Genomic DNA, 16,392 nt, shown 5'->3' with positions numbered 1-16,392 from the left:
CTCCCCTCAGATGAGGGGAAGTGGATCCCGACTTCTTTCGGTCGGGAGACGAAGGGGTTGAAAGCCCAAGCCATAAGAAAAAAGACAAAATTTTGAAACAAACAAGAAAATTCCTGCACACACTGAAATAATTTCATCGCAAACGCGAGAATGACAATAAAATTTGAAATCATTGAAACACTACGCAGCACTATACAAAAACGAACTCCTAAACGAAGTGATTCCCTTTTGGGAAAATCACTCCTTGGATAAGGAATATGGAGGTTACTTCACTTGCTTAACACCAAAAGGAGATGTTTATGATACCGATAAATTCATCTGGCTACAGGCACGGCAAGTCTGGATGTTCGCTACCTTGTACCAACAAGTAGCACAAAAACAGGAATGGAAGGAAATCACCAAATTAGGTGCCGACTTTCTGGAAAACTATGGAAGAGATGATCACGGCGATTGGTACTTTTCCCTAAACCAAAAAGGACAGCCTCTGGTACAGCCTTACAATATATTTTCGGACTGTTTTGCAGCTATGGCCTTTGGGAAATTATATGAAATAGACCCGCAGGAAAAGTATGCGGAAATTGCCAAAACCACTTTTAAGCATATTTTAAAGCGGCAGCACCATCCCAAGGGAAAATACGACAAATCGGTTCCCGGTACGCGACCCATGCAAAACTTTGCCCTGCCGATGATTTTATGTAACCTTTCCTTAGAATTGGAACCTTTACTTGGTTCGGATAAGGTTTCGGAGGTGACGGACAACGTAATCGATTTGGTCATGAATACCTTTTATGACGAGAGGACCGGATTTATACTTGAAAACGTATCGGACACCGGAAAGTTTGTAGATAGCTTTGAAGGCAGATTATTAAATCCAGGACACGCCATTGAGGCCATGTGGTTTATCATGAATCTGGGCATCCGTAAAAATGATAACGCACTCATCAACAAAGCGGAGCAACTATTGTTCCAACAACTGGAGCACGGATGGGACGAAAAATATGGTGGTATCCTCTATTTTATGGACTGCAAAGGTCATCCGCCGCAGCAACTGGAACACGACCAAAAACTCTGGTGGGTACACTTGGAAACCTTGGTAGCCTTGGCAAAAACATACACCTACAACCAAAATCCAAAAGTAGCGGAATGGTTTAAAAAAGTACATGACTATACTTGGTCCCATTTTAGGGATGTAGAAAACGGTGGCGAATGGTTCGGTTACCTGAACCGGGAGGGAAAAGTGCACCTCAACCTAAAAGGTGGTAAATGGAAAGGCTGCTTTCATGTACCCAGAGCCTTGTTGGAAGTTTGGAAAACTTTGGAGAAGGTTTAGAAGTTGGATTCGAGATAAGTGTTGGTATAAGGGGCAAGAACATGGATGGACTGTCAATTTCAATACAACCGTCTATTTGCTCCTTCCTCTAGCCTTGCATCCTACGAGCGAAATATGAGCGAGAGAAACGTGTTGTTTTATTGTTCCTTCCCCTAGCAGGGGAAGGTGGCATCTATTCCCATAGGAGAATAGATGACGGAAGGGGTTGAGCACTTACCACCCCAAAAGTTCAAATTACATAACCGTTTAATTAAATTGAACCCCTAACTTTATAAGGTAAAATAATTCCATCTTTCAAAGTAATAGCGGAAGCTAACCATTATTTTTCTAAATTATACCCCAAACTAACATGACTATGAAAAAACTAACTATCGCCATTGTTTGCTTTTTTTCCGGTATTATGGTATCGGCCCAAAACAAAGTAGATGTTCTGATTATTGGCGGTGGTGCCGGTGGTACTTCAGCAGGTATCCAAGCGGCACGAATGGGCATAAAGGTGCAAATTATCGAGGCCACACCTTGGTTGGGCGGTATGTTGACCTCGGCCGGGGTTTCTGCCATTGACGGCAACCATGAGATGCCTTCCGGTATCTGGGGAGAATTTCGGCAAAAACTTCGCGACCATTACGGCGGTGCCAAGGCCTTGGCCACGGGTTGGGTAAGTCACACCTTGTTCGAACCCTCGGTGGGCAACAAAATCCTTCAGGAAATGGCAAATATTCCCAATTTGGATATCGCTTTTAACGCAGTATACACCGATGTAAAAAAAGATGGGGAAGGATGGCAAATTACCTACCGTCAAAACAAAAAAACCTACACCACAAAGGCCAAAATACTCATAGATGCTACCGAAATAGGCGAATTATTGCCCTTGGTAGGTGCCAACTTTAGATTAGGTATGGATGCCAAGAGCGAAACGGGCGAAAAAGAGGCTCCGGAAACGGCCAACAGTATTGTGCAGGATCTGACCTATGTTTTAATACTGGAGGATGTTTCAAAAAACCCTCGCCTTGATCAGGGTAGAAAAGGGCTAGTAAAGAAACCTAAAAACTACGACCCTGAAGCGTATGCTTGCGCCTGTAAACGGGAGGACGGCGAAATGTTCGGTGCAGTATCCGGATGTGAACAAATGCTCAATTACGGTAAGCTGCCCAACAACAAGTACATGATGAACTGGCCTAATTGCGGTAACGACTTTTATGTAAACTGGCCAGAACTATCGGCGCAGGAACGCGAAGAAAAACTGGAAGAGGCCAAGGATTTTACACAAGGCTTTGTTTATTACATCCAAAACGAACTCGGCTTTAAACACCTATGGGTAGCGGAAGAATTTCCTACCAAGGACAAGTTTCCCATGATTCCCTATGACCGGGAGGCGAGAAGGGTAACAGGCAAAACCTTCTTGACCGTAGACCACTTGGAACGCCCTTATGATTTTACCTTGTACAGAACAGGGGTTGCGGTCGGTGATTATCCTATTGATCATCATCATGATAAAAATCCCGATACGCCGAAAATAGACTTTATTAACATAAAAGTGCCCAGCTACAATGTCCCCCTAGGAAGTCTGGTGCCGGAAAGCGTTGAAAATTTTGTCGTTGCCGAAAAAAATATTAGCGTATCCAATATTGTAAACGGTGCTACGAGGCTTCAACCCGTGGTGCTCGGTATCGGTCAGGCGGCAGGTGCATTGGCGGCCACATCCATCCAAAAAAACCAAAAACCGTCCGAAATATCGATTCGAACCGTTCAAAATGCATTATTAGAAAGTAATGCCTACATCATGCCTTTTATCGATGTCAAAAAAGAGGATACCGCCTTTATGGCCATGCAACGTATGGGTGGCACCGGTGTACTAAAAGCAAGCGGAATAACGTACAAATGGGCCAACCAAACTTGGTTCTACCCCAATCGCATTGTTTCCGAACACGAATGGAAAACGGGACTCCTCCCCTATTTCCCACAATTGGAAAAAACAGCAGCCTCGGGCGCGGGACTTACCTTGCCCTTCGTAACATCGGTTTTGAAAATGATCCAACCAAAAACGGATACCTCCATTACGCAACAAGATTGGACGGATTGGGGAATGGACCAAGCTTTTAACGATAATACCGAACTAAACAGGCGTACCGTAAGCATTCTCACCGATAAATTATTGAATCCGTTTGAGATGGAAATAAGTTGGGACGGTAGGATTAAATAGTACGCAGTTAGCAGTAGCGGTAGGCAGTAATGAGTATTTCATTAAACGGGTTTGGTTTCATTTGGTAGTATTCCATAATTGGGAATCAAATTTTTACCATTAAAAACTAGGTGAGACAAGAAACGTAAAACCCTTAGTAACAGCAGAGACGTTTTAGTCTCAGTGAATTTGTATTTGCAACAAAACCAAAGTCTATTTAACGCGCAAGATTAAATTAATGTATAAAAGCTAATACTGCGTGGTAAACTGTGAAATCTTTTCACCACGTTCAAAAGATTGCTTCGTACCGCGCCAAGACGCCTTTGAAAACCAGCTAGAGCGAAACGGTTTGTATTTGAACTAGAACTTGACTCTTGAACTTGAACTTGAGTTTGGGTTTTGAGTTGGTATTTGAATTTAATCACTCATACACCTCAACGATCATTTCCACTTCCACCGCCATATTACCCGGCAAGGAGCCCATACCCACCGCGGCTCTGGCGTGTTTCCCGGCATCGCCAAAAACAGCAACCATAAGATCGGAATATCCATTTATGACCTTGGAATGATCGGTAAACTCCGGAACGGCGTTAACCATTCCTTTTACCTTTACTATTCTTTTTACTTTGTTCAGATTTCCTAATTCCGACTTTAAAACGGATAATTGATTAATAGCGACTTCCCTTGCCGCCGCATAACCTTCCTCAATGCTTAAATCAGCACCTAGTTTCCCAACGATATTCTCTCCATTCGCCTGTTTAGGTCCTTTCCCTGCCAAAAAGAGTAGATTCCCTGCTCTAACGGCATGCACGTAATTGGCTACAGGCGTGCCCTGATCCCTTAAAACAATATCCAATTCTTGAAGTTTTGCCTCCGGATCGTAGTCCTTTGGAGGTGCTTGCAGCGAACTCACTTCATTGTTCGTTTTAATCTCCTTTTCCTGTTGTTCCCCACAAGAAACAAACAACAAGAGTGCCACTACTATTGAGAATTTATACATACCGTTTTTCTTAGTTGATTTGCAGTCTATTATAACTTTTAATGATAACAAAAATATGATAATATGTTAACGTTGATCTCCTACAGATAGGATTTAGCTAAAAAATACGTAAAATAATTTCATTTTTATTAGATTAGCAGTTGAACCAAACCACTAAAATCAATTTCAAATATGGAAAATTCAAAGGTAAATGCCAACAGACTGTTTTATGGCAGCTGTTTTGCATTGATAACTACGGCGTTCTCCTTTGCCATTGCGGCAGGAATATTAGACCAACTTAAAACAGAACTGGAATTAACTGCGAGTCAGGCGGGATTAATTGCCTCCATGTGGTTTTTAGGCTTTCCCATTTCCATGGTCATCGGTGGACTAATATACCACAAGGTAGGAGGAAAGGCCATTATGCAATTCGCCTTTTTTGCGCATGCAGTTGGTATTATATTACTCATTTATTCCGGCAACTATATGCTTTTGTTAGTGGCCAATCTTCTTATAGGTTTGGGCAATGGCTGTACGGAGGCCGCCTGTAACCCTATGATTGCCGATGCTTACCAAGGAAATAGGATGAGTACCATGATGAACCGTTTTCACATGTGGTTCCCAGGAGGTATCGCCATTGGTAGTTTATTATCGGGTTTTATGACAGATTTTGGCATTATGGGGCAAAGCCAAATGTGGCTCCTCATGATTCCTACCGTGATCTATGCCTATCTATTTTTTGGTCAGGAATGGCCAAAAGCCAAGGTACAGGAAGCGGCTACTATTGGAGGCAACTTAAAAGGTATGGCAACTCCTTTATTCGTTTTTATAGCATTATGCATGTCACTTACCGCAATTTCTGAATTTGGACCTAACCAATGGGTTAGCTTAATTTTGGCTAAAAGTGGAGCTGAACCACTTCTGGTCTTAGCACTTACAGCAGGTTTAATGGCCGTGGCACGATATTTTGGCGGGGATATGGTAAAACGTTTTGACCAAACAGGTGTATTATTGGGTTCTGCCATTTTAGCCACCATTGGCATTTACTTGTTCAGTACGCAAACCGGGGCAATGGCTTATGTTGCCGCTATTATTTTCGCATTGGGGATTGCGTACTTTTGGCCGAACATGATTGGCTTGGTCGCCACAAAAGTACCTAAAAGTGGGGCTTTGGGAATGTCCATTATTGGTGCCATTGGGATGTTTTCCTCTTCCATTTTCCAACCGATTATCGGTGGATGGATCGATTCCGATAAGGCAGCTGCCGCCGCGGAAGGCTTTACAGGAGATGAGTTGGAATTGGTATCGGGACAAGCAACTTTAGGAACTATGGTGCTATTTCCAGGGATATTGATCGTACTATTTACCATACTTTACTTCTGGATGAAAAACAGAAAGGACGATGTGGAGATAGCTGCCGCCTAAACAGTCTTTATAATCTTAAAAATGCCCAAACAGTTTTCTGTTTGGGCATTTTAAGTTTTATTTTTAAGCGCTTTATCCTTCTAAAAGCAGCTCTAATATCTCAATAGCAGCTTCACTAACCTTGGTACCCGGGCCAAATACCGCGACAGCTCCGGCATCAAATAAAAAGGGATAATCCTGTTTGGGAACCACGCCCCCAACAATGACCCTAATATCTTCTCGGCCGTATTTTTTGAGTTCGGCGATTACTGCTGGCACTAGTGTTTTATGACCAGCCGCCAAGGAAGAAACACCAAGAATATGCACATCGTTCTCCACGGCTTGTTTGGCGGCTTCTTGTGATGTCTGAAATAACGGCCCAATATCCACGTCAAAACCTAGGTCGGCATATCCCGTAGCCACTACCTTAGCCCCACGATCATGCCCATCCTGACCCATTTTGGCGATCATAATGCGCGGCCTACGACCATCTTGCTCCGCAAAAACATCGGCAAGCTCTTGTGCTTTCTTAAAACTACTGTCGTTTTTTATTTCTTTGGAATACACTCCTGTAAATGATTTTATTTCTGCTTTATGGCGCCCAAAGGCAACTTCCAAAGCATCACTAATTTCTCCTAAAGTTGCTCTAGCTCTAGCGGCTTCTACGGCTAAAGCTAATAAATTATCCGCAGCCCCGTTACCTCCCATTTTATTTTTGGCCGCTTGTGTTAGCTCTTGCAAGCAAACTTCTACTTTTTTGGCATCCCTATTCCGCTTTATCGCCTCCAATCTTTCTACCTGTTCCTTACGCACTGCTTGGTTGTCAACCTCTAAAATCTGTAGCTCGTCCTCTTCTTCCAGTCTGTACTTATTGACTCCCACCAGCACATCTTGTGCGCTATCCAAACGTGCCTGTTTTCTGGCCGCTGCTTCTTCAATTCTCATTTTAGGGATTCCGGCTTCAATGGCTTTTGTCATGCCGCCCAATTCTTCCACCTCATTCATCAACTCCCATGCTTTGTTCGCCAGTTCGTGGGTCAAGGTTTCTACATAATAGCTACCCGCCCATGGATCTACAGTTTTGGTTATCTTAGTTTCTTCTTGCAAGTATATCTGTGTCTCACGTGCAATACGTGCCGAAAAATCGGTTGGTAAGGCTATGGCCTCGTCCAGGGCATTGGTATGCAAACTCTGGGTACCGCCAAAAACTGCCGCGGTTGCTTCAATGGTCGTACGGGCCACATTGTTAAACGGATCTTGTTCCGTTAAACTCCAACCGCTGGTCTGGCAATGGGTTCGTAAGGCCAATGATTTGTCACTTTTTGGATCGAACTGTTTTACCAATTTCGCCCACAACATACGCGCTGCCCGCATTTTGGCTATTTCCATAAAATGATTCATCCCAATACCCCAAAAGAAGGAAAGTCTAGGGGCAAAATCATCTATTTTTAGTCCGGCTTTTAGTCCCGTACGGATGTATTCTAGTCCGTCTGCTAAGGTATACGCCAATTCTATATGGGCAGGCGCTCCTGCTTCGTGCATGTGGTACCCGGAAATACTGATGCTGTTAAACTTGGGCATGAACCGACTCGTATATTCAAAAATATCGGCCACCAGTTGCATAGAAGGTTTTGGTGGATAGATATAGGTGTTCCGCACCATAAATTCTTTTAAAATATCGTTCTGTATGGTTCCGGCCAATAGTTCTTTAGCTACACCCTGCTCTTCTGCCGCTACGATATAAAATGCCATAATAGGCAGCACGGCTCCGTTCATGGTCATGGAGACCGACATCTTATCCAAGGGAATTCCGTCGAAGAGCAATTTCATATCCTCTACGGAATCAATGGCAACGCCTGCCTTACCAACATCGCCCACCACACGTTCATGATCACTGTCATAACCCCTATGGGTAGGCAAATCAAAGGCAACGGAAAGCCCTTTTTGTCCGCCTTTCAAGTTTCTTCTATAAAATGCATTGCTCTCTTGTGCCGTGGAGAATCCGGCATATTGGCGAATGGTCCAAGGCCGTCTCACATACATGGCAGCATAAGGTCCGCGCAAATAAGGTGGAATTCCTGCTGCAAAATTCAAGTGTTCCAAAGGTGCTATGTCCAGCTCGGAATAGATCTTTTTTAATTCGATGTTTTCCGCGGTAACATACCCAGTGCTACCATCTGAGGTAACATTCGTTTTTTTAGCAGTTCCCGCCAAAGAATTTATACTAAGATTGTCAAGGTTTTTTCTACTCATCCTTCAATCTATTTTGTTCTATGGATTCCGCTAAACGCTTTTCGATAATTGGAACGATCAATGTTTTTCTGGCCTTGGTTTTTACAAACGGATAAAGCTCCAAGTTCTCTTTCATGGTATCCATTTCGTTCTGGAATTTGTTGGTTCCTACTAAAACTTCTTCTTGTGCAGTAAAACGTTCCTGTTGCTTGTTGGCAGACTCTTTTATCTTTCCTTGGATGGTGTGATTTTTAAGCTGTTTTAAAAAGCCGCCACCTTTCTCGATGGACTTTAAGAGTTCCAAGCCCTTTTCCGCAAGTTGGTCCGTAAGGGATTCGATATAATATGACCCGTCCGGTGCATTGCCGACCTTATCAAAATAGCTTTCTTCTTTTAAGACCAACAACTGATTTATCGCAATGCGCTCCCCAAAATCGTTGGACTTATGATATAGCGCATCATAAGGCATATTGATAATTGTGTTTGCACCTCCCAATACGGCCGACATACATTCCGTAGTGGTCCGCAGCATGTTTACATTATAGTCGTACAGTGTTTTATTCCGTTTAGACGGATAAGCAAGAATGTGGCACGCTATCTTCATGGAATAAACTGAAATTAGATTTTCCCACAGCACTCGTAAGGCCCTTAGTTTGGCTATTTCAAAGAAATAATTACCCCCAACGGCTACCTTAAAAACCATGGATTTTATCTGGTGACCGCTTCCATCTTGATCTACGTGGTTTAAATACTCATTGGTATGTGCCATGGCGTAGCCTAATTGCTGTACCATATTGGCACCCGCATTCTCATATAAGGAAACATCCACGCTTAGGATGTGTTGCGCTTTAGTTTTCAGCATCAAATCCAAGCATCGGTGGTCTTTTTCTAGGCTAGTGTACCAATTTCCGGTTCGTGCCAAATTCCCGATGATATCTATATTAAAATAAATGGCATCTTCATGACCCTCGGCAACCTCCAAGACCGACAACATATACGCCTCCGAAAGAAACCGCATCTCCAAATAAACAGAAGTCCGTTTTAAGTCGATATTCTTTAACAACACCGAACTATCAACCGTCTCGGAAGGAATTACAAACCGTACCCGTTCTGCTCCGTTTTGCAGTACTTTAAGGGCTTTCTTATTCGCCATGGCAGCATTGCCGGCGTAAATTTCCTGTCCGATAGACCACCCATGTTCAGGCAATGTTATTTCCGAAACCGTATCCGATATGGAATCTTTATGGTAAAACGGTTTTACCTTAATCCCTTCTGGCGATTCCCAAACCAAGGTATCGTTATAGTCCGCCCCCTTAAGGTCGTACTGGATTTTCTGTTTCCAGGCCTTTTCGGAGACTTCTTCAAATTCGTTAAATAGTTTTTGATTCATATCTTAGGCAAACTTAGAGAAATATGTGGTCTTATCACGGATTTTACAATAGTCATGACCATCATTCCATTACAATATTAAAGGTAGAACCACTGACGCTAAAATCCATCGGTTTATTGTCCCAAAAGGTATCCTTAGCATTTTTTTTGAACCCCTTTTTTAAATCTATTAAAGGGCGTTTTATAACACTGATATTTTTGGTTTCTATGTCGTCCGATATGAGTGTTTGAACGTTAAAATAAGTACCCAAGTACACATTTTGAGGAGAAAACACATCAGTTGTCCTTGACATTTCAAGAAGATTGATAAAATAGGTGCCATTAACCTTTTTATAGGATTGTACAATATGATGACTCCACTTATTGGTATTCTTGCTTTTCTTTGATACGAACGGTTCACGAATAATGTAATGTTCATATTTAAGAACGGCGTAATTTTCGGTGTCTATAAATATGGAGCCATTTGATTTTTCGGGGGCTGGATACCCAAAGCCTGTAGAATAGGCTCCAGGGGAATTGTTTACAAAGCTAATTTTATGCACCTTACGACCTTCGTAATTTACAATACCCTCTGTTGCTACTTCGTAAGAAGCAGTTCTATGTAATACATTTGTCTTCCCTAAAATGATGTCTTTCCCTAAAACCACCCACAAACCACCTACTCCGTTACGCCAACGGTTTTTATCGTAGACATCGGTATTACTTCTGATATGTTGGATCTCTCCAAAAAATCCGTTCTCAACTTTATTAGATCCGTTAATGCCTTTTTTATTGAAGGTTTCAATAAACGCTTCCTCTCCATAAGTAATTGAATCCTTAACGTTGTAATCCATCACCCTAAATAAGAGTCTTTGGTTATAAGGCGTTTGCACGTAATTCGTTGGTATATTTTTTCGTGCTCTTTTTATGATTTCTTCCGCTGTTAAAGGGGTAGATTTTGTAGTGACTACTACCTCATTTAACACAATATCATCCTTTGAAATTTTCAGACCAATGCTTTGTTTCTTTTTTAGATTACGGACTTGGATAGAATCGCTCTTGTAACCTATGGCAGAAAAGACTAAATAGGCATCAGTATTGTTGGAACTGGAAATTGAAAAAGCACCTTTGGCATCTGTAACCGTGCTACGGTTCGTATCCGAATAATACACATCTGCATAAGGAATTTCTTCTGAGGTTTCGGCATCCAGGACAGCTCCAGAAATCATATTGGGTCTAGTTGAGATCAAAAGTTGTTCCCGTTCGGAACCATATTCCGTATACACGGGAGGTGTCATTTTTTCGATATAATAGATACCATCAAAAATGGTATTCCAATGAGCAAATACCGGTATATAACCTAGGACGGAGGAATATGTTTTCTCTTTGTTCTGCTCCAAAAAATGGAGTTTTTCTGTAATCCCCTGCTTTTTTAATGTGTATTCAAGGCTATTGATAGGTGGTTGCGGTACTGGAACAATGATATCATGTATAAAATTTTGATAGGTGCCTTCATACGAGGTAAAAGCCAAACTAAATAGTTTATCTCCGTATTCTTCTTTTAGGATTTGCCCCATGGGTACGGCAAAGCTCAATTCCTTTATTTGGTCTATTTCTTCTTGTAGTTCTGTGTGGTTGTGCCCTGCAAGGCTGTCTATACTTTGGAATACCTTTTTTATATAATTCTCTGTTGTCGATGTAAATTCAAAATCGCTTAAACGGTTGGCAAAATGATAGCTGGCACCCCAACCCATTATCTTTTCGTTGGGGTAGGTTTCTTTCAAAAAAATCAGATTTTCTGCCATCTGCTTGTCCCTAGGGTTCTGAACGTATATTTTTTCTTTCTGAAGGTCTTTTAATATAAAATCCATATCCGAAAACACACTTTTAAAGGTTTGCACCAGTATCTTGGTTTCTAAATCCTTTTTCGGAATCTGGTCTAGCTGATCCTGTATGGATCGTATGGTAGAATACAAGGCAGTGGAATCCTTTTGGTTACCTACATAGGACTCTAAATCCCTAACAACAAGCGTCTTTTCTAATGTCCTGTAGGTTTCGGCCGAAATGGAAATAGCATTCTTTTGACAAAGTGCTTTAAAATCATCTATAAAATAGGTTTCAAATAAGCTGGATTCCTGAGAGTCAAATCCCATGATTTTCAATTTTGGATGCATGTCCATATACTCCAAAAGTTCTTGGAATACTTTGGTGTCGGAATACAACCAACCTACACTTTGTTTAAAAATACTGCTATCCTCCTTGTTCGCAGCATACAACTGATCGGCCTTAAAATTATCGTACATCCCACTTTCAAAAATCAAGAGGTTAAAACCGCCTTTTTCGTGCAGTTCCTTGACCATTTCAAGCTTTTTTTCAAAAACGGCCCCATCGCCATGGGTTTGTTCGCCCAGCAGGACAACCTCAAACCTGTTATAAAAAGTGGTTTCAAAAATGGGTTTTTGCGCCAATGCACTAGTTGTAAAACAAATACAAAGCAAAATCAATATGTTCAATGTTTGAATTAGCTTCATTTTAATAATTTAAAAATCCAATGCATATCGTGCAATATTATCCTTTAATGCAATTTAATCACTTATTATGAACTAATTCACCTCTATATCATCAGTAAAAGAAATTATTCATTTTTCTAAAGTTTAAAGTAAACCAGTACTTATGAGCAATATCATTTTATAATGTTTAACCCATCTGTATCTTGTTATCTTAAAAACACCTTAGAATATGTTTAAAAGAGTTCTCTTTGTGCTGTTTCTTATCTGTGCTTTCTATTCTTGTGCAGATGATGATTCAAGTACTATTCCTAAAGAGGAAAACCCCATATTTCTGGCCGCTAACGGTATAAGTATAAGATGCTACGATTGGGCACAAATTGGCGACAAAGGTACTCTTAACGGTGTAATCTATACCATTGCGGACGAATCCATGTTGAGACAAGCCATTAAGGACAAAGAAGATGTGACGGGATTTTGTACGACCCGAGTAACTAGCATGAATGGATTGTTTAAACGTACAGACCTAAACCCGAATATTAGTTCTTGGGACACCGGCAACGTTAAAGATATGAGCGAAATGTTCTTGGAATCTTCTTTCAATCAAGATATTAGCTCTTGGGACGTAAGTGCAGTTACTACCATGGCAAGTATGTTTGCATACTCGCCGTTCAACCAAGATCTTAACTCTTGGGATGTGGGTAATGTTATTGATATGAATAGCATGTTTGCAGGCACATTATTCGACCAATACATTGGTTCATGGGATGTACGTAATGTTACCCTTATGTACGACATGTTCTATTTTTCTACCTTCAATAGAGATATCGGCGATTGGAATGTTGGTAATATAACTTCAATGTCGCGCATGTTTTCTAAATCTTCTTTTAATCAAGATATTAGCTCTTGGAACGTAGGATACGTCACCAATATGAACAGTATGTTTAGTTTATCACCTTTTAACCAAGACCTAAGCGGATGGGATGTGGCCAATGTGAGCAATTGTTTTTGGTTCGACCTGTATACCGAACCGACTTGGGTGCTGCCGAAACCAAGTTTTGTAAACTGCGCCTTAAATTAGAAAAGAGGACTTAAACCGGTGGTTCTTGGCTATTTTGGCGGAAACAACTTTTACGCTTATTTACTGAAACCCCGATTGGAAATATCCTGACATGTTTATAAGGCACATACATTATAACGGAATATTACCATGCTTCTTCTTGGGCATCTGCTCCACCTTATTTTCCAATAACGCAAAAGCCTTGATCAATTTTCTTCGGGTGTTCTTCGGTAGTATCACCTCATCTATAAATCCTCTTTCTGCGGCGCTATAGGGATTAGCGAATTTATCCGCATATTCCTGTTCCTTTTCGGCGAGTTTAGCCGTGGGGTCGCTGGCTTTATGGATTTCTTTCTTAAAAATAATCTCACTGGCACCCTTGGCACCCATAACGGCAATTTCGGCACTAGGCCAAGCATAGTTCATATCCGCGCCAATGTGTTTGGAGTTCATTACATCATAAGCTCCTCCGTAAGCCTTTCTTGTAATCACCGTGATTTTTGGCACCGTAGCTTCACTTAAAGCATACAGTAATTTGGCGCCGTTGGTGATAATTCCGTTCCATTCCTGATCGGTTCCCGGTAAAAAACCCGGAACATCTACCAAGACCAGCAAGGGAATATTAAAACAGTCACAGAAACGGGTAAAACGTGCCGCTTTCTTGGAGGCATTTACATCTAAAACGCCGGCAAGACTATTGGGCTGATTGGCGACAATACCCACACTACGCCCGCCCAGCCTACAAAAGCCCACCACGATGTTCTCGGCATAGTCCTTATGAATTTCAAAAAAGGAAGCTTCGTCTATAATGCCCTTGATGACCAAGCGCATGTCATAAGGTTTATTGGCGTTTTCCGGCACTATTTGCTCCAGTTCCTCCCTGATTTCATTACCCAGAGCAAGGGGTAACGTTTCTGGCCGCTCCTCGCAATTTTGGGGCATATAGGAAAGTAATTGTTTGAGCTGTGCTATACATTCGATATCGTTGGCGGAGGTCAGATGTGTAACACCGGATTTGGTCGCATGGGTCATAGCACCGCCCAGCTCCTCGGAGGTAACTTCTTCATTGGTAACGGTCTTGACTACATTGGGGCCGGTAACGAACATATAACTGGAGTTTTCTACCATCAGGGTAAAGTCCGTTATGGCGGGTGAATAGACCGCACCGCCGGCGCAAGGCCCCATAATGGCCGAAAGCTGTGGCACCACCCCGGAAGCCTTTACATTTTTATGAAAGATATCGGCATAACCGCCCAATGAGCGCACCCCTTCCTGAATACGTGCGCCACCGCTATCGTTGAGCCCGATTATGGGTACACCAATTTTCAGGGCCATGTCCATCACCTTACAAATTTTCTCCGCATGGGTCTCTGATAAAGCACCGCCAAAAACGGTAAAATCCTGCGCAAACACACACACTTGCCTTCCGTTGATCGTTCCGTAGCCTGTGACGACACCATCACCATAAAACTGTTGTTTGTCCATCCCAAAATCGGTAGTCCTGTGGGTAACCAAGGCGCCAAGCTCCTCAAAAGAACCTTTGTCCAACAAAAAATGTAAACGTTCCCTGGCGGTCAGCTTTCCTTTTTCGTGCTGCTTTTTTATGCGTTCCTCCCCACCACCCAAACGTGATGCGTTCAACTTGTCCTGTAGGATTTTTAACTTATCGCTCATTCAATATTTTTTTCTAGTCTTATCTATAACTAAACTATTTTCAAGTTTTTTAAGGTTGACCGGCCTTATTGGATGTTATAACAGCCGCTTACTGTCCTTGCCACCGTCAGCTGTTTTTCATTGTCCCATACATTCTTATAATAGGTGGCAAGCATTAGCCTAGGCAATGGTTTGATACTTTTAGCTTCTATTTTGTTTCCAATCTTTTGGGGTGGCCTTGGGCAGTTTTACCTCTTGGTTATGTTCCAAATAAAGCTGTAATCCCACCAAGGCGGCAATCTCTTCCTCTACTGCGTATTTGGACTTCAATGCAGCGGGACTGTAATGCCGTTGCACAAAATGGGTATCGAAATTGCCGGAGGTAAAGGCCTCGTGCTCACAAACGAATTTCCCGAATGACAAGGTCGTAGCCACACCTTCTACCCTGTAATCGCTTATGGCATCGATCATTAAACGGATGGCTTCTTCCCTGGTTTTTCCATAGGTAATCAACTTGGAAATCATAGGGTCGTAGAACATGGGGACCGTCATTCCTTCCTCAAAACCGTCATCGACCCGGACACCTATTCCAGTTGGCGTTTTGTAGGTAGACAAGGTACCGATACTGGGCATAAAATTATCCAAAGGATCTTCCGCGTACACACGGACTTCCACCGCATGCCCATTTATCGTTAGATCGGCCTGCGTAAACTCCAATACTTCCCCTCTAGCTATCTTTATCTGTTGTTCTACCAAATCCAGACCGGTAATAAGTTCAGTGACCGGATGCTCCACTTGTAGGCGGGTATTCATTTCAAGAAAATAGAAATTCTTGTTTTCGTCCAACAGAAATTCAACTGTTCCCGCACCCACATAATCACATGCCTTGGCCACACGGACGGCAGCTTCGCCCATTTCGGTGCGCAGTGCAGGAGTCAATACGGAAGAAGGTGCTTCCTCCACTACTTTTTGATGCCTGCGCTGTACGCTGCACTCCCGCTCGAACAAATGCACCACATTACCGTGCGTATCTGCCAATACCTGAATCTCTATATGCCGTGGCGAACCCACATATTTTTCTATGAAGACGGCACCGTCCCCAAATGCCGCGATCGCCTCACCAATGGCTCGATCCATTTGTTCCGGAAGTTCGGACATGTTGTGCACCACACGCATCCCTTTTCCGCCACCACCGGCAGCCGCTTTTATGAGGATGGGAAAACCTATTTCCCCCGCTATCTTTTTTGCCAACTCTTGGTCCGTTATGGCCTCATCTATGCCGGGCACCATGGGAATATCATAAGATTTTACGGCTTCCTTCGCCGCCAGTTTATTCCCCATAACCCTAATAGCATGGGGTAAGGGACCAATAAAAGTAATACCACTATCGGTAACCATTTGGGCAAAATCGGCATTCTCGCTCAAAAATCCGTAACCGGGGTGTATGCCTTCCGCTCCGGTCTGTTTTGCTGCAGCAATGACTTTTTCCATGACCAAATAGGATTCGGAAGAAGGAGCATTGCCCAAAAGTACGGCCTCATCGGCATAGCGCACGTGAGGTGAGTTTCTGTCGGCCTCTGAGTACACGGCAACAGTTTTTATACCCATTTTCCGTATCGTCTTCATGATTCTTAGGGCAATTTCCCCGCGATTGGCAATTAGTATTTTTTGCATTTT

General features: G+C 42.5%; 10 protein-coding genes. 4 read left to right on the top strand and 6 right to left on the bottom strand.

Going from position 1 to position 16,392, the window contains the following annotated elements; all coding sequences use genetic code 11:
* Window positions 1-172: 172 nt before the first annotated feature.
* Together ACFQZJ_RS01590 and ACFQZJ_RS01585 are read left to right on the top strand one after the other, a co-directional pair.
* On the top strand, window positions 173-1,330 hold the full coding sequence (locus ACFQZJ_RS01590) for an AGE family epimerase/isomerase (protein ID WP_379931813.1): 1,158 nt from the start codon (window positions 173-175) through the stop codon (window positions 1,328-1,330).
* Window positions 1,331-1,685: 355 nt separating this feature from the next.
* Window positions 1,686-3,533, top strand: a complete 1,848-nt coding sequence (locus ACFQZJ_RS01585; RefSeq protein ID WP_379931812.1) for an FAD-dependent oxidoreductase — start codon at window positions 1,686-1,688, stop codon at window positions 3,531-3,533.
* Window positions 3,534-3,933: 400 nt separating this feature from the next.
* Here the strand turns inward: ACFQZJ_RS01585 and ACFQZJ_RS01580 are convergent, their stop codons facing one another.
* Entirely contained in the window at window positions 3,934-4,512 is a 579-nt protein-coding gene (locus tag ACFQZJ_RS01580) for a RidA family protein (RefSeq protein ID WP_379931811.1), read from the bottom strand.
* A gap of 171 nt (window positions 4,513-4,683) precedes the next feature.
* On the opposite strand from ACFQZJ_RS01580, the gene ACFQZJ_RS01575 reads away from it, so the two are divergent.
* A complete protein-coding gene (locus ACFQZJ_RS01575; RefSeq protein ID WP_379931810.1) occupies window positions 4,684-5,916 on the top strand; it encodes an MFS transporter in 1,233 nt (410 codons plus the stop codon).
* Window positions 5,917-5,988: 72 nt separating this feature from the next.
* Here ACFQZJ_RS01575 and scpA read toward each other — a convergent pair whose 3' ends face one another.
* From scpA to ACFQZJ_RS01560, 3 genes are all read right to left on the bottom strand, one after another.
* The gene (scpA, locus tag ACFQZJ_RS01570; RefSeq protein ID WP_379931809.1) at window positions 5,989-8,148 is read right to left on the bottom strand and encodes a methylmalonyl-CoA mutase; all 2,160 of its coding nucleotides are present in this window, start codon (window positions 8,146-8,148) and stop codon (window positions 5,989-5,991) included.
* Window positions 8,141-9,517 (bottom strand): methylmalonyl-CoA mutase subunit beta, encoded by a 1,377-nt coding sequence (locus tag ACFQZJ_RS01565; protein ID WP_379931808.1) that lies wholly within the window; start codon window positions 9,515-9,517, stop codon window positions 8,141-8,143. The genes scpA and ACFQZJ_RS01565 overlap by 8 nt, the downstream gene beginning before the upstream one ends.
* A gap of 61 nt (window positions 9,518-9,578) precedes the next feature.
* Window positions 9,579-12,026 carry a carboxypeptidase-like regulatory domain-containing protein gene (locus tag ACFQZJ_RS01560; protein ID WP_379931807.1) on the bottom strand — a complete coding sequence of 816 codons (2,448 nt, stop codon included), beginning with the start codon at window positions 12,024-12,026 and terminating at the stop codon, window positions 9,579-9,581.
* A 208-nt stretch (window positions 12,027-12,234) separates the two neighbouring features.
* Between ACFQZJ_RS01560 and ACFQZJ_RS01555 the strand changes: the two genes are divergently transcribed.
* Window positions 12,235-13,083 carry a BspA family leucine-rich repeat surface protein gene (locus ACFQZJ_RS01555; protein ID WP_379931806.1) on the top strand — a complete coding sequence of 283 codons (849 nt, stop codon included), beginning with the start codon at window positions 12,235-12,237 and terminating at the stop codon, window positions 13,081-13,083.
* A gap of 111 nt (window positions 13,084-13,194) precedes the next feature.
* Here ACFQZJ_RS01555 and ACFQZJ_RS01550 read toward each other — a convergent pair whose 3' ends face one another.
* Window positions 13,195-14,736 carry an acyl-CoA carboxylase subunit beta gene (locus ACFQZJ_RS01550; RefSeq protein ID WP_379931805.1) on the bottom strand — a complete coding sequence of 514 codons (1,542 nt, stop codon included), beginning with the start codon at window positions 14,734-14,736 and terminating at the stop codon, window positions 13,195-13,197.
* Window positions 14,737-14,916: 180 nt separating this feature from the next.
* Complete coding sequence (accC, locus tag ACFQZJ_RS01545) at window positions 14,917-16,389, bottom strand: acetyl-CoA carboxylase biotin carboxylase subunit (protein WP_379931804.1); 1,473 nt, start codon at window positions 16,387-16,389, stop codon at window positions 14,917-14,919.
* Window positions 16,390-16,392: the final 3 nt, after the last annotated feature.

Origin of the sequence: Maribacter chungangensis, from assembly GCF_042676845.1 — a bacterium.
GTDB classification, from domain to species: Bacteria; Bacteroidota; Bacteroidia; order Flavobacteriales; family Flavobacteriaceae; genus Maribacter; species Maribacter chungangensis.
The sequence above is the reverse complement of the archived record's forward strand: the minus strand, read 5'-3'. Positions and strand labels throughout refer to the sequence as shown.

What these genes read in the sequence shown, in the direction of transcription:
- ACFQZJ_RS01585 (WP_379931812.1), top strand. Translation starts at nt 1,686, where the DNA reads ATGAAAAAACTAACTATCGCCATTGTTTGCTTTTTTTCCGGTATTATG.
- ACFQZJ_RS01580 (WP_379931811.1), bottom strand. Translation starts at nt 4,512, where the DNA reads ATGTATAAATTCTCAATAGTAGTGGCACTCTTGTTGTTTGTTTCTTGT.
- ACFQZJ_RS01575 (WP_379931810.1), top strand. Translation starts at nt 4,684, where the DNA reads ATGGAAAATTCAAAGGTAAATGCCAACAGACTGTTTTATGGCAGCTGT.
- scpA (WP_379931809.1), bottom strand. Translation starts at nt 8,148, where the DNA reads ATGAGTAGAAAAAACCTTGACAATCTTAGTATAAATTCTTTGGCGGGA.
- ACFQZJ_RS01565 (WP_379931808.1), bottom strand. Translation starts at nt 9,517, where the DNA reads ATGAATCAAAAACTATTTAACGAATTTGAAGAAGTCTCCGAAAAGGCC.
- ACFQZJ_RS01560 (WP_379931807.1), bottom strand. Translation starts at nt 12,026, where the DNA reads ATGAAGCTAATTCAAACATTGAACATATTGATTTTGCTTTGTATTTGT.
- ACFQZJ_RS01555 (WP_379931806.1), top strand. Translation starts at nt 12,235, where the DNA reads ATGTTTAAAAGAGTTCTCTTTGTGCTGTTTCTTATCTGTGCTTTCTAT.
- ACFQZJ_RS01550 (WP_379931805.1), bottom strand. Translation starts at nt 14,736, where the DNA reads ATGAGCGATAAGTTAAAAATCCTACAGGACAAGTTGAACGCATCACGT.
- accC (WP_379931804.1), bottom strand. Translation starts at nt 16,389, where the DNA reads ATGCAAAAAATACTAATTGCCAATCGCGGGGAAATTGCCCTAAGAATC.